This is a genomic window from Methanobrevibacter sp. TLL-48-HuF1, from assembly GCF_023617305.1.
Taxonomy (GTDB): domain Archaea; phylum Methanobacteriota; class Methanobacteria; order Methanobacteriales; family Methanobacteriaceae; genus Methanocatella; species Methanocatella intestini.
The window spans coordinates 761,622-779,803 of record NZ_CP081485.1 but is presented as its reverse complement, the minus strand read 5'-3'; the positions used below and the strand labels follow the sequence as shown (position 1 = coordinate 779,803).

Here is an 18,182-nt window from a genome sequence, read left to right as displayed (position 1 = left end):
TTGTGTCAAACCATTTTTATATCATCTCCACTTGATAAAATAAGCTCAAGCTGGGAATTGTACTGGGTAACTGTTCCGACAACATTAACCTTTTTACCTTTATAACTTTCAATGTCTATTCCATTGTCTTCCAGCTGGGCTAATTGGCTTTCAAAGATTATTAAAGACATCTGGCCGGTTCCGTCATTGACAGTTAAAAAATAGCTGCTTTTACTTGCTGAGGATTTAACATCACTGACAACACCTTCAATGCTAACTTCCTCATCAATCATCCCTCTGTTTATATCCTGAATTTCTACTTTTTTAACTTCAATTGATGGAGTAAATATGATTAAACCGATTAAACCTATTAATGAAGTTATCAGAGCTATTTTCAGTAATTTATCGTCTGTAATTTCCATGAATTCATCTTGGTTTTTATTTTAAAAATAGCTGATAGGTTTTTATTTTAAAATATTGTTTTGCAAAATCTTTTTTTACATCAAAGTATAATTTTAATATGTATGTTTAAAAACACTGATTTGACAAAAACAGATTTATATGCAATTCTTGTTGGAATATTCTGTGCAGGATTAATCATTTCCAACATAATTGCAAGTAAAACATTTGAATTTTTTTGGATAACTTTACCATGTGGAGTTATAATTTTTCCATTAATTTACATAGTTAATGATGTGCTTGCTGAATGTTATGGTTTTAAAAAGGCCAGAAGAGCTATTTATTTGGGATTTTTCATGAATTTAATAGCTGTAATCTGTTATAATGTAACTATGTTTTTACCTGCTCCGGCATATTTTACAGGTGATGGTGCTTTCCATACAGTTCTGGGAAGTACTTTAAGATTATTGGTAGCTAGTTTTGCAGCTTATCTGATTGGTTCACTGATAAATGCAAAACTGATGGTTTACTTAAAAGGAAAATATGAAAATAAATTGTTTTTCAGATGCATTTCATCTACATTTGCTGGTGAGGGAATGGATGCACTTATATTTATTACAATAGGATTTTTAGGAACAATGCCTGTATCTGCACTTTTAACTATGATTGTGGCACAGGCATTATTCAAAACAGCTTATGAAGTTGTTGTATATCCTTTAACAAGGCATGTAATACATAATGTAAAAGATTTGAAGGATTATTGAGTTTCATACATTGAAAGCAGCCTTTCAACTGTATCAATATCATTTATTCCTTTGTCTTTTCTAATATTTTTAACAACAGGGAAACGCAGGGAGTATCCGGTTTCATATTCAGGACTTTTAACAATTTCACTAAATGCCACTTCCAATACGATTTTAGGTTCTACAACGATTTCTCTGCCTTTTGTAGATAGTTCATATTCTTTCATTTTTTTAGTAAGGTATTCTAAGGTAGCATCATCAAGACCTGTAGCTACATAAGCAACTGTTTTTAAATTGTTGTCTTCATCACGTAGAGACACTAAATATGATCCGACAAAATCTCCTCTTTTACCGATACCGTAGGTTCCCCCAACAACAACCATATCTAATGTTTCAGGTTCTGCTTTATATTTAAGCATTTTTTTACCACGAAGTCCTGGAATATAAGGTTCTCCAGCATCTTTAATCATTATTCCTTCATGATGTTGAGCCAGGGATAATTCAAATAGATTTTCCACTTCTTTAACAGTATCTGGAGTTCCATAAACCATATTGCTTAAATTGATTTCATCAGGTGTGGTGTTGACAATTTCTTCAAGTTTTTTTCTTCTTTTAAGCAGAGGTTCATCTATCATTGGAACTATATAATATAATAAATCAAACAGGAAAACTTTTAGAGGGACCTGTTCCATAGCTTCATCGATATTGTGTTTTCTTCTGACCCTATGAAGGATATTCTGGAAAGATAGAGGTTTCCCGTCTCTTGTAGCTATTACTTCACCTTCTACAATATAGTCCTCATGAGGAAGGTATTCATTAAACAAATCTACAATTTCAGGCAGTGCATGAGTAATGTTTTCAAGTCTTCTTGTGAATATTTTTATTTCATTGTCGTGTCTGTGTACCTGAAGACGGATTCCGTCATATTTGGTTTCACAGATAGCAACGCCCATTTCACTGATGATTTCAGGAATTGGCGGTGCAAGCTGTGCAAGCATAGGTTTTACAGGAGTTCCCGGAGTTAAGTTTAACTCTTTAAGTCCGGCTTCTCCTTTTTCTTTTGCAACAACAGCTATTAAACCTAAATCATTTGTAAGCATCATAGCTCTCTCAACAACTGATTTGTCAATATTGAATGCCTGGGCTATTGCATCTCTTACAACACCTTCTCCAACACCAATTCTAAGTTCTTCAAGAATAGTTCGTGTTAAATATTTTGCTTCACTGGCTGAAGCCTGAGACAGCATTTCTAAAATTATGTCGATTTTACGTTTTGTTGATCTGGCCCCGCTTTTTTCAGAAAGCTTTCTTAAGCTTTTAAATACAAAATCTATTGTTAAAGGCTGGGAAAAAAATGTAGTTTGTGATTTTTTAGCATATAAACTAATACATGCAAGTCCAATGTCACCATGATCGCGAACTGCATCTTCAACTTTGTCCGGTGTAACTCCTACAGCTTCACCGACAGCCTGCATAACCAATTTATTTCCGATTCCTATTTCTTTATCACTCCAGGCAGGAAATACACTGCCTAATATTAGTAAACCTACCTGTTCAAGAGTAGTACTGTCTAATTTTAATAAAAAATCAGATATAATCTCTGTTTTTTCCAGTCTTTTAGTTGTATTTTCCAGAGCAGAATATACATCTACCAGTTCTTGATATTTCATTTAAAAGTCGCCTTTAGCTATTTTTACTGCACAATATTCTCCGCACATTGCACACATTTCTTCATCGTCAAGTTCACATTTGTTTCTGTAACTGCGAGGTTTGGAATGGTCAAATGCAAGTTCAAACTGTTTTTCCCAATCAAATTCTTTACGTGCTTTTCCCATTTCACGTTCTCTTTCCCATGCAGATTCAAGTCTTTTAGCAACATCAGCAGCTTCAGCAGCTATTTTAGATGCAATTACTCCTTCTTTAACATCTTCAAGAGAAGGTAAGGATAAGTGTTCTGCAGGAGTTACATAACATAAGAAGTTAGCTCCGCTACTTGCAGCTATTGCTCCTCCGATAGCTCCTGTAATATGGTCATAACCTGGTGCCAAATCAGTTACAAGAGGGCCTAAAACATAAAATGGAGCTCCATAGCAGATGGTTTTTTGTATTTCCATATTTGCTTTAATCTGGTTTAAAGGCATATGTCCGGGACCTTCAACCATTACCTGAACATTTGCATCCTGAGCCCTTTTAACAAGACCTCCTAAATTAACAAGCTCCTGAATTTGTGGAATGTCACTGGCATCACTTAAGCATCCAGGTCTTAATCCGTCACCTAATGACAATGTAATGTCGTATTCATAGGACAGCTCAAGAAGATAATCGTAATTTTCATATAACGGGTTTTCCTGACCATTATGTTTAATCCATGATGCAAGGAAAGTTCCTCCTCTGCTTACAATTCCCATCATCCTTTTAGCTTTTTCTAATTTTTCAACTAAATCTTTGGTAATTCCGCAGTGAAGGGTCATGAAATCCACTCCTTCTTTAGCCTGATTTTCAATAGCTTTAAAAAGGTCATCAGGATCCATGTCAATGATTTCTTTGTTTTTATTAAGTGTAATTACTCCTGCTTCGTAAATAGGCACTGTTCCAATAGTTATGTCTACTGCATCCATTATTTTTTTCCTGAATGTTGTCAAATCAGATCCGGTAGATAAATCCATTAATGCATCTGCACCATATTCCTGAGCTAATTTAGCTTTGTTTATTTCCAATTCAATATCATCAATTTTACTTGATGAACCGATGTTTGCATTGATTTTAGTTTTAAGGCCATCACCAATTCCGCAGGCTTTTGAATGACCGTTGATATTTTTAGGAATTACAACTTTTCCATCAGCAATTAATTTAGCTAGTTTATTAACTGGTATATTTTCATCAAGAGCAACAGCCTCCATTTCAGGAGTAATATTGCCTTTTTGAGCTTCACTTTTTTGTGTCAATGTTTCCCCTCATAATTTAGTTTATAATAATGGATCAGGTATGTCGGGATTTTCTTTTTTAGGTTTTTCTCCACCAATTTTTTCTAATCTCATTTCTAAGAATTTTTTACCATTTTCAGTTTTGGAATAAATTGGAATTGATTGGCCGACAGTTTTTAAACTTTCAGCTTCTCCGATTTCTCTAATGTATTTGGATGCACAGGCAGTTGCAACATCACATGCATCAAAAAGAATTCTGGCTTCTTTTTTAGTTCTGTTGCTTGTATGTACTACAAATATGTAAATATTCACATCGGGATGTGCTTTTTTAAGTTCTTGGATTTTAAGACAGTCCTGAGCTAATGTTATTGTTACAGCTATGTTTTTATAACCATGTTCAATAGCTAATTTGATTCCTTCAGTCTGATCAATTTTAGCAGTTTCAGGTTCTAAAATATTTTCTGCACCTAATTGGTCAAATAATTCTGGAATCGGGCTGGTTTTAACAAGTCCTGAGACTCTCCCTCCAATACCTTGAACTAATTCACTTTCAGTTACTATTAATGTTCCGCAACCTTCACAAACCATTACTGCACAGTCTATTGCATTTTCTTCAATTAATGTAGATAAAATTTCAGAAATACCAAAAGAAAGGAAATCTTTCATTCTAAGCTGTCTGTCTGGTGTGCACATTCCAAAATCATCGATTCTAAATTGCATATTGTCCCAAATAGCTTTCTTAGTTATTTTTTCCATTCCTCTGTGGTGATGAAATAATGGACAGTAATTCAGTTTAGGTTCGCTAACATCAATTACCTTTCCGTCCTTGATTGTTACCTTACTTAATCCGATTGCTTCAACAATATGTTCACTCATGATTTTTATATTAGTTAATCAATAGGTTAAAATTTACTATTTATTATGATTTTTAAAAAAAGGGGGAAGATTTGGGTAAAACTTTTATTGTATTTTTTCTTTTATAACAGCAGATATAGATTAAAATTGGGCTTGAACTATCGACAAAGTGCTGAAGATTGAAAATATCTGCATCTGATGGTAAATGGGTTAAATTGGGTTGTTTATTTCAATAAATAACTCAACTTTAATATAGCTAAAAAGAGATAATATTCTATAAAAAATAAGGAAGAAATTTAATCTTCCTTATCTAAATGTATTGAACCTGGTCTCCAGGATTGTTAGACGGTTTGACTTTTTCAAGAGCTTCTTTGAAGTATTTGTTAGGTACATTTTCAGCATCAAGGTCATTTCTTAAAGTTAACATTGCTGCTTCACGGCATACTGCTTCAATATCTGCTCCGACATATCCGTCAGTTTGTTTAGCTAATTTTTCAAGACTTACATCATCAGCTAATGGCATACCTTCAGTATGTACTTTGAAGATAGATAATCTGGCTTCTTCATTTGGTAAATCAACTTTGATATGTCTGTCAAATCTTCCTGGTCTCATTAAACCCGCATCCAATATGTCCGGTCTGTTGGTTGCCGCAATGATTGCAACGTCTTCAAGTTCTTCTAAACCGTCCATTTCAGTTAATAATTGGTTTACTACTCTTTTAGTTACTCCACTGTCACTGTCATTTGCACTACGGGTACTTGCAATTGAATCGATTTCATCGAAGAATATTACAGTAGGTGCAGTTTGTTTTGCTTTTCTAAATACTTCTCTTACACCTTGTTCAGATTCTCCCACCCATTTTGATAGCAGTTCAGGACCTTTAACTGAGATGAAATTGGCTTCACTTTCACTAGCTACTGCTTTTGCAAGTAATGTTTTTCCTGTACCTGGAACTCCGTAAAGCAGGGTTCCTTTTGGTGGTCTTACACCGAATTTTTCGAATTTTTCAGGATGTTTTAATGGCCATTCAACAGCTTCTTTTAACTCTTGTTTGACATCATCAAGTCCACCTACGTCATCCCATTTAACATCAGGAACTTGTACAAGAACTTCCCTTAATGCAGAAGGTTGAATTTCTTTTAAAGCTGATTTGAAGTCATCGCTTGTAACAACAATTTTTTTAAGAACTTCTTCTGGAATCTCTTCATCGTTTTTGATTTCGGGAATGATTCTTCTGACTACTCTCATTGCTGCTTCTTTACATAATGATTCCAAGTCTGCTCCTACGAATCCGTGAGTTGTACCGGCTATTTTATGTAAGTCTACATCCTCTGCAAGAGGCATATTCCTGGTATGAATTTCAAGGATTTCTTCCCTTTCTTCAGCATCAGGAACACCAATTTCAATTTCACGGTCGAATCTTCCAGGTCTTCTTAATGCTTGATCAAGAGAATCTGGCCTGTTAGTTGCACCGATAACAACAACTTGGCCTCTGGATTTAAGACCGTCCATTAAGGTTAAAAGTTGAGCTACTGTTCTTCTTTCAGTTTCACCTTGAGTATCTTCTCTTTTTGGAGCAATAGCATCTAATTCATCAATGAATATGATTGATGGAGCGTTTTCTTCTGCTTCTTCAAAGTATTCCCTTAAGTTTTCTTCAGATCCGCCGACATATTTGCTCATGATTTCAGGCCCATTTATTGCAATGAAATGAGCATCACTTTCACTAGCTACAGCTTTAGCCAGTAATGTTTTTCCTGTACCTGGTGGTCCGTGCATCAATACTCCTTTTGGAGGTGCAATTCCTAATTTATCAAAGAGTTCTGGTCTTTTAAGAGGAATTTCAATCATTTCTCTGACTTTTTTAACTTCTTCTTTAAGACCACCGATATCTTCATAGCTTACATCAACTAAATTAGTTACACCTTCGATGTTGGATACATCTACTGGACTTTCATGTAATTCTACTTCTGTATTTGGTCCAACTACAACGATTCCTGCAGGTTTGGTAGATACTACAGCAAATTTAATTTCTTTCATTGGTGAGAAATCCATTAAATCGTTAAATATGCTGTCAAAGCCCATTCCCATACTTGCTGGCCGGGTTCTGATTTGAGATCCTATGATATCTCCTTGAACCATTGCTTTTCCTTGGAATAATCCACGTACATCTCCTTGTACACGAATGTTATTTTCAGTTGGTGCAAGAACAACTTTTTTAGCTTCAATAGCTTGTGCTTTTTTAATAGTTACTTCCCCGCCGATGGTTGCTCCTGAGTTTTTACGAACTAATCCATCAATTCTTATTACTCCAAGACCAATGTCTGTCTGTGAAGGTAGGGCAATTGCTGCTGTTTTTTTATCACCAGTAATTTCAATAAGGTCTCTTTCATTAATTCCGAGATCATTCATAGTTTTCGGGTCTAATCTTGCGATTCCTTGACCAATATCTCTTTGTGAAAGAGCTTCAGCTACTTTTAAAGTAATTTCATTTTGTGCCATATTATCATCTCCTTTTTTAAATGGCGCATTATATAGCTTTAAAAAACTACATGCTTAGGATAAATTCCTTTAAATTCACTAAATAATAAAAATAATATAATAATTTTCTTTTTGCTTATTTTATGTTTCTTTTCTTAGAAACAATTATATATTGATATGTATTACTATATAAAGCTTTCGGTTCAAGTGTAAAACATAAAATTGATTATTGTATTTGATTTATTTAAAAAAGAAGTAATTTATTTTCAATAGTTTAATATATTTTTTTTAAAATTTTATTTTTAAAATTAACAAGTATAATATATTATTTTTAAAAAATAAGTAATTTGGAGATGTATTCGAATAATGAATTTGTTTCGTATACATTCAAACGAACTAATTTATCTTATGATTCCACCAAATCCGGTTAGCAATGATTTAACATTTTCAATGCTGTCTTTGTAAAGGCCAGTGACCTCAAAAGTTAAACTGACATCATCTTTTTTAATTTGGGGACCCTGATAAATATCCGTGATTTTTGCATCAATTATATTGTCTAAATTAGTTATTGTATCTAAAATAACATGTTTATCAACACGTATTGGGAAAACACAGCTTATTGATTCGGTTTTATTATTTAAATTCCTGACTTTCCAGTCATAAAGTTCACTGTCACTTAAAACTTCAATGTTTGCTACAACTAATTTTTTAGTTTTATTTCCATTTTTTAAGATAGCTGTATCTTTATCAACTTTTTCTAAAATTCCCACATGGATTTTTCTTGAGTAAATATGTTTTAAGCCAATTTCTTTACCGATTGATTGGTTTAGTAAGCTATGTTCATGATTTAGTGAATTAATGGCTTTATCACTTCTACCTAATGCTCCTCTGATATCTCCCATATTTTTGGTAGCTTTAATGGCTAAATCAACAAATTTTTCTTCATCACCATTATTTATAACATCTCTAAGTTCGTTAACTGCCTCTGCAAAAGTATTTCTTATTTTCGGACCGTTATTGTTCATTGATTGGATGTAATAGGTTAAATAAGGATTTTGTGCTACAATCCTTGCAATCATATCAATCATAAGATTGTAAATCGGACTTTCAAAGTCTTCAGTTTCTCCAATATCTACTTTCAGCTTTTCCATAGCTGATGCAGTTGAAATAAATGAAAAATGAGTTAAAACTTGAACAATACTCATCATGTAATCATGTTTTTTAGCAGTAGTTTCAATTATTCTCATATTTTTACTATCTAAATAACTGTAGATTCTGTCGAACCATTTTCCTTTTTTATCAGGAGTTAAAACAATTACCTGATTATCAAGTTCGGTAGTTCTCGGACCAAATATTGGATGTGTTGGAAGATATTCTACATCATCAGGTAATGATTCTTTCATAGTTTGGCTTGGAATTTCTTTAACGGATGTTACATCAACCATTAAGGATTCTTTTCTCATAAACGGAGCCACTTCACGAATAACGTCAGGAGTGAAATGAATAGGGACAGATACAATTACCACATCACACATTTCAGCTAACTGTGTGTTTGATTCAATATATTCAATACCTAATTCATTAGCTATTTTTCTTCCTTTCTTGTGATCTCTTGCACTTATGATCACGTCAAAATCATCTCTTAAAAAGTAAATGAGGGTTTTTCCCAAACCGTCACTTCCACCTATTATTCCAACTTTCATTTTAATCATTAATAATTTAAGTTATCAGATATATAAATAATTAAGATGTGAAAATATGAAAATTGTAAAACAAGATAAAAAAGAAGGAATTGTAACATTAGTTCCAGAAACCCTTGATGATTTATGGCATTTATCTCATATTGTAGAAGTTGGAGACAGCATATCCTCTAAAACTACCCGACGTATTCAGGACAATACCGGAGATAAGTTAAGAAGTGATAGGGGAGTTAAAAAAACATTCACTTTAAGAATTGATGTTGAAAATATCACTTTTCATATTTTTACTGGAAAATTAAGATTTACTGGGGTAATTACAAAAGGTCCGGAAGACCTTATTCCTTTAGGTTCACACCATACAGTTGAAGTTAAACTCAACACTCCAATAACCATTAAAAAAGAAAGATGGACGAATTGGGCACTAAAAAGACTTAATCAGGCTATTGAAGCATCTAAAAAATTAGCTGCAATTATTGTTCTTTTAGAAGATGACACAGCTACTTTAGGTCTAATGAGACAATTCGGTATTGAATATTACGGCCCGATTAAAGGTGCAGTTTCAGGAAAACGTATTGTGGATAAAAACCGCTCAAAAGCAATTGCTCAATTTTATGAAAAAGTCATTGAATCAGTTAACAAATTCAATGATATTCAAAATATTGTAGTTGCAGGACCGGGTTTTGTTAAAAATGATTTTTATGATTATATTAAAAATAAACATAAGGATCTGGCTGCTAAGGCTGTTATTGAAAGTACTGGTTCTGGAGGAAGAGTTGGAATCCATGAAGTTCTTAAAAAAGGAACAGTTGAGAAATTAACTGTGGAAAATAGGGTAGCTAGTGAAATGGTTGCTATTAACCATCTTCTTGAAGAAATTGGTAAAAATTCATCTAAGGTGGCTTATGGTGAAAAAGAAACTGTTAAAGCAATAAACCTTGGTGCAGTTAAACAATTATTAATATTGGATTCTGCAGTAGCCAATAATGACATGGGAAATTTAATGGACATGGTTGAAAATATGAATGGTGAAGTGATGGTTATCAGTAGCCAGCATGAAGGTGGGGAGCAACTTAAGGGTTTGGGAAGTATGGCGGCTATTTTAAGATATGAAATAGCTTAATTTCTTTTTTAAATAAGATTTATATAATATTAATTATTATAAGTTATAACTAGTAACAATATTAAAAATTGGCTACATTTTTAATTGAAAAACTGTGATTAACATGTTGTATACAGGTATGATTGAAGCATTTATTATTGTATTTATTTTATCAGCTGTAGGTTCGCTGGTTTTAAATATGGTATTTCGCTTTTTTGGTAAAAAAGGTTATTTGGGTAACTTATATCCAAATGTACGTGGTGGAATTCCTCGAGCTATAGGTTTAGTTCCATTTATTATACTGTGTTTCTTTTTCTTACCGAAATATAATACATTAGTTTTAATTATGGGTCTTTTTGCATTTTTTGATGATGTTTTAGGAAGAACTCCTTCTCCAATTGGTATTGAATGGGGTCAAATTTCCAGAGGCGTAGGAATGCTTTTTGTTATGATTGCAGGATTCTATTTTGGATTTGGAATATCTTCAATATTCATTGCATTATTGGTACAGCCAATTAACATTTCTGATATGCAGCCGGGATCAACCTGTATGGTTACAGTTATTATGTCTGTTGTAACTATAATCTGTATGCTGATTGCCGGATCTCCACAAGTTTCAGAATTACCGGCTATTTATACTCCATTATTATTGATAATTGTTTGTATAGCATATTCTCCATTGGATTTTGCTGGAAAAATCATGTTGGGGGAAGTTGGGAATCATTCATTTGCAATAGCATTAGGAATTTGTTTCTATTTGATTGGAGGATTCTGGTGGTTAATTGTTTTATCTTTTGTGACTGTATGTCTTACAGCATTTGTTAGAAGAAGTACCCTTAAAATATTTTTCAATCAAAGATTGGGCATTTTAAATCCAACATTTGGAGATTTTTTCATGGATGTTTTAACTGGTGGAGGATTGGGAGATTTATTTAGAAGAATTATATTAAAAACAAAACAGTATGATGTAGAAAATCCATTTTTAATAAAATTAGGATTTAGAAGACTTCTTTATAATCCTTATGCTCCAACTCATGGCAGTAATGAACAGAACAATGCATATAAAGTAAGACTTGATGGGAGTTAAAATATCATGAAAGCGTTAATTGTAATTACAGGTAGGGGACTTGGCGGCGATTCAGTTATAGCATATAATATAATTGAAGGTCTTGAAGCTAAAGGAGTTCAATGTGAAATTGCATTAGATGAGTCTGCACCAGGTTTGTTATTTAAGAAAAAAGGCAGGACATGGCATAAAATAAAAATTCCCCAAGCTGGAGGTCATGCTGCAACAAAAGCTTCTTCTATTAAAGCAGCATTTAAAATGTTAACTGCAACATTTAAAGCAAGGAGTCTTATTAAAAAACTAAATGTTGATTTTGTTGTAGGGGTTATTGGTGGAGGAGCTATTGTAGGTTCTGTTGGTGCTAAATTAGCAGGTAAACCCGGAATATCAATAATATCCACTCCTTTAGATTCTAAAATATGTCCTAAATTTAATCAATGTTATTCATTGCCGGAAATGAAATATTTCTTACCTGAACAACTTCCAAAGAATATAGAACATACTTTATATCCTTTAAGTGAAGGTGTCGGTAATGGTGATTACAAAATCGCTCTTGAAAAATTAAAAGAATCTCCAAAATTCGATGAAAATAAAAAAACAATATTGTTTTCTTCAGGATCTTCAATATTTAAAGGAATAATAAATGGAGCTAATAATTTTGCTAAAATTACTGATGAATACAATATATTATTGGTTGGTTTGCCTTTAAAAGAAGATTATCTGGATGATTTAAATGATAATGTAATTTATTTAGGTTACATTGACTGGATGAGTCATTTACTTACTTATATTGATTTAGCTGTTTTAACTGATGATGGGGTATTGCTTGAAGAAACAATAGCTTCCAAACTTCCTATTGTAACACTGACAAAAGTAAAATGGGGAAGATATCATAATATGGCAGGTGTATTTAAGGGAGCTATTATAGAATCTGACATTGATAATTTAAATGACAATATATTCAAGGCATTTGATGAGTTTGATGAACTTAAAAAGAATGCTGTTAAGTATGCTAAAGAATCTTTAGAAACTAAATCTAATTTAGCTCAAAAAATAATTGATGTGGTTAAATAAATTTACAACCACATATTTTTTATAATTTTATAATTTGCATCTGTTGAAGGATGTATTTCTAAAAAGTCTCCATATGCATCTAATGGTGAGTTTATTCTCATTAAATAAGATAAATATGCAACATCACTGACTGAAGAAGGTGATATGGAAGTTATTTTTTTAATTTTGTTTTGCTTTTTATCAAAAGATATTTTTGTATAACCTGTATCTCCACTTAATATTTTCCAAAACGCCCCAGGTCCTGCTATTCCGGGGATTCCGATATCAACTTTATTTTCATCAGAACAGTTATTTTTTTCATCTTCAACAAAACTTACTTCAGTGTTCAAACTTAAGGTTTGTGGAATCTCATGGTAAACAACTTTATTCGGGTAGTTGGCCATATTCCTTGCAGCTGTTATACCTTCCATTCTAGCTACTGGTGTTAATTGATATCCTCCAGTAACATCACCTGCTGCATATATGTGTTCCACATTAGTTTCCATCATTTCATTAACTTTTATGGTATTGTCATGATTTAACTCAACAATTTCTTTAGCTATTTCTGAATTTGGCACTCTTCCTGTTGCAAAAAAAGGAACTCCTTCCAGTTCTTCATTTTTATTGGTAATTACTTTATTTTTCTCACATTCGACAATTTTGGTGTCTTCTATAAGATTTATTTTGGAAAGCAGATTTTTAAAAATATAATCTTTGATATCACTGTCAATTTCCTTCAATGCTTCGGATCTGGCTATTATGTTAACTTCACTTCCAAGTGTTGAGTAAATATTAGCTACTTCAACAGCTATGATTCCTCCACCTATAATGTTTAATTTTTCAGGAACCTTATCTATTTTTAGAATATCTCTGTTAGTTAAACCGTATTGGCTGCCTGGAATGTCTGGGATGAAAGGACGTGCACCGGTAGCTATTAATAGGTTATCCCAGTCAAATGACTCTCCATTTACTTCAATTTGATTGCCGTTAATTTCAGCTTCACCATAAACTATATTGTTTCCAGCACTTTCATTTTCTTCTTCATTTATTTTTCTAAGTGCCTTTTGAGTTTCAGTGATTTTTTCTACTATTTTTTCATATGAAATATCTAGCTGACTTTTAATGAATCCGTAGCTGTTGAACCTGTTGTTGCTTTCAATAAATTTGGTAATGTCTGTTAATGCACATATAACCATACAACCTTCATTTAGACAGGTTCCTGCTATGTGATTTTTTTCAATTAAAGTAACTTCTTTACCTAGTTTTCCGAGTTCTAAAGACCCTAATCTTCCTGCAGGCCCAGAACCGATAACAATATTTTTCATTTATACAACCTCATAGATAATTATATATAGGTTTAATTTATTATAGATAATATATTATATTTTTGAATTAATTTTACAAGAGGGAGAAAATTATGTGTATTGCAGCACCTGCTAAGGTTGTTGAAATCAACAGAGAAAAAGAAAGTTTATTTGCAGATTTCGGAGGAGTAAGACAGGAAGCAAAAATTAATCTCTTGCCAGATGTTGAGATTGGTGATTATGTACTTATTCATGCTGGTTATGCAATAGAAAAACTATCTGAAGAAGCAGCTAAAGAATCTTTAGAAGCTTGGGAAGAACTTTTAGAAGTTCTTGAAGAAGAAGATAGAGAAATGGAAAAAGCTAGAATGGCTGATTTAAATCAATAAATTGATACTCTATTTACTCCTTTTATTTTTAAAAATTCACTTATTAAATCATTATCTATTGGATTTTCTGTAATTACTGTAAGAATTGGATTTTCTTCAAGTTCATTATCTTCAGCATAAGCCTGTCTTATGTTTATACCTTTTTTTGAAATTATTTTTGTAATTGCAGCCAGCATCCCTTCGTTTTGCGCTCCAACTTCTATTTCAATAACTCCAAGATTCAAATTTTTAGCTATGTTTTTTAAAAGAGTTCCAGCAGGTAAAACATTGTTGAAGATATTAAAGAGATCCTCATCATTTTGAATTATTTCAATTGTTGATTTAATAGCTCGTCTATCAACATCTGCAGCAATAGCTAGTGATTTATCACTTATTTTAAGATTACCACAATATATTTTCCCGTCATTGTTTAGAGATAATCCTAATTCAATCATTTTTTCAGCTACTTTCATACGTGCCGGATATTTTTTGAATTTTTCGTTAATCTTTTCCCACATTTTAATCATCATTCCAACTTTTTGTACATTGATGTAATTTTTAGTTAGAATTAGTATATAAAAATTAGTATTTTAAATTATAGGTAAAAGTTTGTTAGTAAAAATAGTTTTAAAGTAGGCTAGATGGGATTCGAACCCATGACCTCCCGGTTATCAGCCGAGCGCGCTAACCAAGCTGTGCCACTAGCCTATGATAATGTGTCGCTAGGATGTAAGCAACACTTATACTTATGATTGTTACTATATATAACCTTTTCGGTTATTCTAGTTTTTTCACTGATTATTTGTTTAACATTTCATTAATTGAGTCTGCCATAGCATGACCTTCAACTTGAACTTCAACTTTGTTGACGCCATCTACATTTTCAGCTGCAGTTTTTGCATCAGCTGCAATACGGACAATACTCATACAACCAGGGTTTGTTGGTTTGATAATTAATTTTGCTTTATCATCATTGACAATAATGTCTTGTACAATCCCCATTTCTATAATACTTACACCCATATGAGGGTCATTAATTACTGAAACAGCATTTTTAATATCATTTACTAAATCTTCTGACATATCTTTTTTCTCCTAATTTTTAGAACTTGTTAATATTATTTGGTTTTGTTATATTTATAAGTAATTATTTGGATTTATGCTTTGTTTAACAATAAAATAAGAAAATTTAAGCAGTTGATTTATATATTTTTGATATGCCTAAATTTTATAATACATTTTCAATTTTAAAAGACTTTCAATTTAAATTTTCAAAAATAAAAGTTTTTAGTTGTTTTTTACTCTGTGTTTTATTTTGACACCAATACCATTATTGCACTGTTCCATTTCACGGCCGGTTAATATTGCCTTTCCGACACCTACGACTTCATCATCTTTGACAACAACCACTTCATCATTAGGTATGATATTGTGATCGGCTTTTCTGATTCCCGGAGCAAATACTGTATTTGTTTCCAAATCAAAGTCAATGTTGACAACATTGATGTTTAAATCTTTTAATATTTCTCCACCGGCTAAATTAAGTCTGTACAATCCGGTGTCCTGATTTAATAAAGCAATCTGTTTTCCGTTGCTTATTATTTTTCTGTGATATCTTCCTTTTGTCTTAACATCCTCTGGAATAAGTTTGTTTCCCTCTTTTCCAAATTGGTAAGTAGCTATTGATTTAAGTTCATTTAAAACTTTATCTCTTCTATTGTTCCTTTTATGTTCTTTAAGTTCCATTCTTAAATTATAAATGGAATCTGGTGAAGTTGGACGTCCATCTTTACAAGTGTAAGTACATTCATCAAGATATTGTCTGCAGACTTCTTCATAGCCTCCATGAACATTAGCTATGACATTTTTGCCTTTTACATATTTTTCAAGTAGCTTTCCAGATTCATCTATTTCATCCTGGGACCATGAACCGGTTACTGCAACATCATATGACTGAATTGGAAAAGTATTTTCTAATTCTCTTGGGCAAATTCCAAAAGGTGATGTTATTATAAGCTCCTGAAATGATCTTGTCACTTTTCTAAATTTTTGGTGGGATTTGGAATTGGAGTAAGGTTTTTTCATACTGCAGGGCAATAAAACAACAGTATCTCCAAGAGGTTTCATTAACTCCATTCTTTGACGCCATCTTACTGCTTCGGGTCTGTATAATGATTCTTCGCTTGAACAAATTACTTTCATATTTAGTCATCCTCAAATGCTTTGATTAATTCATTATCTAATTCAATTAATCGTTTAATATTTTCTTCAGGTTTATCTATTTTTCTTTTCCATTTGGCAATATCAAAATCAATGTCCACATCTTTTGTTCCACTAAGCAGATTGTCGGCATGTGCAACTATCTTTTCCTCAATTGTTTGTGGAATGTATGATTTTTTAGGAAGGCCAAGTTTAACAGATTCCTCTTCAGTGATACCTGCTCCAATATGTCTTTCTACAATATTTTGAACTTCTTCAGGATAACCGTATTGTTTAACTATTTTCGCCCCTTCAACAGCATGATTTATGCCATGGGTTTTGGACCGGCCAATATCATGTAACAATGCTCCTTTTTTAATAAGATCTTTATCAGCATTTTTAAAATTAGCTGCAATCACCATCGCTTTTTTATAAACTGCTTTGGAATGTTCAATTACATTTTCAGGTGTTTCTTCTTGTTTTAAAATTTTTAATTCCATATTATCTTAAGCATCAACCTTTTTGGTAAAAGATTTGTAATTGCTTTCAACAGTTTTGATATCGTCTTTTATTTGTTTAATTAAGCCAGTATTATCGAAGAATTCTAATTCATCACCACATTCAGGGCAGATGAAATCATATTCTGTAGCAGTTTCAAAATCAAGTCTGATGTGTCCTTGAGGACATACAAAATACATTGTATCTTCTTCTTTTTCTAGTTCATTATTAAGCATTTTTAGACATTCTTCTGAATCCTTTTTAATATGATTAATTACTTCTTGTTCTTCAAATTTCCAGGAGTAAGTAAACCATTGTGTTTCCGGATCTTTACTTCTTTTGTAAGTAGCCAATCCTATATCATAAAGTTTGTAAAGGATTTTTCTAACGATATTTAATTTAATTCCGGTTTTTTCAGCAATTGCTTCATCTGTTTCAACGCCCTCAATTAATGCCTGAACAATAGCTAAATTACTTTCATCTTCTACAACACTGGTTAACAAGGTTTTTACTAAGGGATCATCTATCATTTAATTTCTCCTAAAAATGCTTTGATTTTAAAAAAATAATAATGTAATAATCAATGATTTATTTATGTAGTTTCTACTATAAATATTATTTCTTTCTTATAATTACAGCAGGGGTATGAGTTATTGAATCAAGAGCTTCTATAGTTACATTGTTTTCATCAGTTCCTAAAACAGATTTGACACTATGTATTGTTGACATTTCAGTAGCTAATGATTTTTGATAGTCTTCAGCAATATTGGCCATTTTTAAACCTTCTTCAACACTGATATTTTCACTGCAGCCTAATGGTGTTGATCCCATATTCTCACCTAACTGTCCTTTAACATAGCCGATTACACCTTTGTTTGCTTCAATACCGTCAATAGCTATTGGAAGTCCTGTGAAATATTTCCCGTTCTTTTTATATGTTGCATCAGTGTCGATAATCATTACACAAACATCTTTTCCAATTTCTCCTTTCAGTTGTTTAGCTACTTTTTGAGGATTTTCAGGAAGCAGGGATACACAAGTTCCAGGAGCATTACTTAAATCAATTCCAGCTTCGGATGCCGGTTTTAGGGCATGTTTTAAACCATATAATTGTAAAACTACTTCTTTATGAGCATAAGTTTCCTTAGGAAGTCTTCGTAAGTTTTTAATGGTTCTTTTTTTAATTCCTAAAAGAGGTCCGAAGACATATCCCCATAAATATTTGCTCCAGACCGTTGTAAGAAATTTGGCTTTAAGTGATGGTTTGTATTTGGATTCATCAACCAGTCTTCCCTGTGAAACTGAAATCGGTGTTTCAGCTATTACTAAATAATCCCCGTCTTCCATAATTTCTTTTGCAGGATTTATAATTGAATTTAAATTTTCATTAGGCTTGATATATCCGGTTTCAATAGGTATTACAAAGTAGTCTCCATTGCTTATGTGTTTAATATTTTCCAAATCCTTACTCATAAAATTCCTTCAACTATTCAATATAAATAATATATTGTAT

At 32.3% G+C, this 18,182-nt stretch carries 18 protein-coding genes and 1 tRNA gene; 5 read left to right on the top strand and 14 right to left on the bottom strand.

Annotated features, from left to right (window positions below):
* Positions 1-5 precede the first annotated feature (5 nt).
* On the bottom strand, positions 6-401 hold the full coding sequence (locus tag K4897_RS03810) for an exodeoxyribonuclease VII large subunit (RefSeq protein ID WP_250416781.1): 396 nt from the start codon (positions 399-401) through the stop codon (positions 6-8).
* 102 nt (positions 402-503) lie between these two features.
* Here K4897_RS03810 and K4897_RS03805 point away from each other — a divergent pair, with 102 nt between their 5' ends.
* A complete protein-coding gene (locus K4897_RS03805) occupies positions 504-1,142 on the top strand; it encodes a queuosine precursor transporter (protein ID WP_019266469.1) in 639 nt (212 codons plus the stop codon).
* Here K4897_RS03805 and K4897_RS03800 read toward each other — a convergent pair.
* The 5 genes from K4897_RS03800 to K4897_RS03780 all read right to left on the bottom strand — a co-directional run bounded on the left by K4897_RS03800 (position 1,136) and on the right by K4897_RS03780 (position 9,094).
* Positions 1,136-2,791, bottom strand: a complete 1,656-nt coding sequence (locus K4897_RS03800) for an ATP-dependent DNA ligase (protein ID WP_250416779.1) — start codon at positions 2,789-2,791, stop codon at positions 1,136-1,138. The genes K4897_RS03805 and K4897_RS03800 overlap by 7 nt on opposite strands.
* Positions 2,792-4,066 carry a phosphomethylpyrimidine synthase gene (gene thiC / locus K4897_RS03795; RefSeq protein WP_250416777.1) on the bottom strand — a complete coding sequence of 425 codons (1,275 nt, stop codon included), beginning with the start codon at positions 4,064-4,066 and terminating at the stop codon, positions 2,792-2,794.
* A 21-nt stretch (positions 4,067-4,087) separates the two neighbouring features.
* On the bottom strand, positions 4,088-4,921 hold the full coding sequence (locus K4897_RS03790) for a methanogenesis marker 8 protein (RefSeq protein WP_250416775.1): 834 nt from the start codon (positions 4,919-4,921) through the stop codon (positions 4,088-4,090).
* Positions 4,922-5,210: 289 nt separating this feature from the next.
* Positions 5,211-7,403, bottom strand: a complete 2,193-nt coding sequence (locus K4897_RS03785; protein ID WP_250416772.1) for a CDC48 family AAA ATPase — start codon at positions 7,401-7,403, stop codon at positions 5,211-5,213.
* Between the two features lie 380 nt (positions 7,404-7,783).
* Complete coding sequence (locus K4897_RS03780) at positions 7,784-9,094, bottom strand: prephenate dehydrogenase (protein WP_250416769.1); 1,311 nt, start codon at positions 9,092-9,094, stop codon at positions 7,784-7,786.
* Positions 9,095-9,140: 46 nt separating this feature from the next.
* Between K4897_RS03780 and K4897_RS03775 the strand changes: the two genes are divergently transcribed.
* From K4897_RS03775 to K4897_RS03765, 3 genes are all read left to right on the top strand, one after another.
* Positions 9,141-10,202, top strand: a complete 1,062-nt coding sequence (locus tag K4897_RS03775) for an mRNA surveillance protein pelota (RefSeq protein ID WP_250416767.1) — start codon at positions 9,141-9,143, stop codon at positions 10,200-10,202.
* Between the two features lie 103 nt (positions 10,203-10,305).
* Positions 10,306-11,268 carry a hypothetical protein gene (locus K4897_RS03770; RefSeq protein ID WP_019264535.1) on the top strand — a complete coding sequence of 321 codons (963 nt, stop codon included), beginning with the start codon at positions 10,306-10,308 and terminating at the stop codon, positions 11,266-11,268.
* A gap of 6 nt (positions 11,269-11,274) precedes the next feature.
* On the top strand, positions 11,275-12,321 hold the full coding sequence (locus K4897_RS03765; RefSeq protein WP_019264534.1) for a glycosyltransferase: 1,047 nt from the start codon (positions 11,275-11,277) through the stop codon (positions 12,319-12,321).
* 2 nt (positions 12,322-12,323) lie between these two features.
* On the opposite strand, the gene K4897_RS03760 is transcribed toward K4897_RS03765, so the two are convergent.
* Positions 12,324-13,625: an NAD(P)/FAD-dependent oxidoreductase gene (locus K4897_RS03760; protein ID WP_250416766.1), complete on the bottom strand. Its 1,302-nt coding sequence runs from the start codon at positions 13,623-13,625 to the stop codon at positions 12,324-12,326.
* Positions 13,626-13,717: 92 nt separating this feature from the next.
* Here K4897_RS03760 and K4897_RS03755 point away from each other — a divergent pair, with 92 nt between their 5' ends.
* On the top strand, positions 13,718-13,993 hold the full coding sequence (locus K4897_RS03755; RefSeq protein ID WP_004032388.1) for a HypC/HybG/HupF family hydrogenase formation chaperone: 276 nt from the start codon (positions 13,718-13,720) through the stop codon (positions 13,991-13,993).
* Here the strand turns inward: K4897_RS03755 and K4897_RS03750 are convergent.
* The 7 genes from K4897_RS03750 to K4897_RS03720 all read right to left on the bottom strand — a co-directional run bounded on the left by K4897_RS03750 (position 13,987) and on the right by K4897_RS03720 (position 18,142).
* The gene (locus K4897_RS03750; protein WP_019264532.1) at positions 13,987-14,502 is read right to left on the bottom strand and encodes a hypothetical protein; all 516 of its coding nucleotides are present in this window, start codon (positions 14,500-14,502) and stop codon (positions 13,987-13,989) included. The genes K4897_RS03755 and K4897_RS03750 overlap by 7 nt on opposite strands.
* Positions 14,503-14,605: 103 nt before the next feature.
* Positions 14,606-14,680 (bottom strand) — tRNA-Ile (locus K4897_RS03745).
* Positions 14,681-14,770: 90 nt separating this feature from the next.
* Positions 14,771-15,055: an iron-sulfur cluster assembly protein gene (locus K4897_RS03740; RefSeq protein WP_019266462.1), complete on the bottom strand. Its 285-nt coding sequence runs from the start codon at positions 15,053-15,055 to the stop codon at positions 14,771-14,773.
* A 204-nt stretch (positions 15,056-15,259) separates the two neighbouring features.
* Positions 15,260-16,174 carry a DUF5591 domain-containing protein gene (locus tag K4897_RS03735; RefSeq protein ID WP_250416763.1) on the bottom strand — a complete coding sequence of 305 codons (915 nt, stop codon included), beginning with the start codon at positions 16,172-16,174 and terminating at the stop codon, positions 15,260-15,262.
* Positions 16,175-16,176: 2 nt separating this feature from the next.
* Positions 16,177-16,671 carry a TIGR00295 family protein gene (locus tag K4897_RS03730; RefSeq protein WP_250416761.1) on the bottom strand — a complete coding sequence of 165 codons (495 nt, stop codon included), beginning with the start codon at positions 16,669-16,671 and terminating at the stop codon, positions 16,177-16,179.
* 6 nt (positions 16,672-16,677) lie between these two features.
* Positions 16,678-17,199, bottom strand: a complete 522-nt coding sequence (tfe, locus tag K4897_RS03725; protein WP_019264528.1) for a transcription factor E — start codon at positions 17,197-17,199, stop codon at positions 16,678-16,680.
* 85 nt (positions 17,200-17,284) lie between these two features.
* On the bottom strand, positions 17,285-18,142 hold the full coding sequence (locus tag K4897_RS03720; RefSeq protein WP_250416759.1) for a coenzyme F420-0:L-glutamate ligase: 858 nt from the start codon (positions 18,140-18,142) through the stop codon (positions 17,285-17,287).
* Positions 18,143-18,182 lie beyond the last annotated feature (40 nt).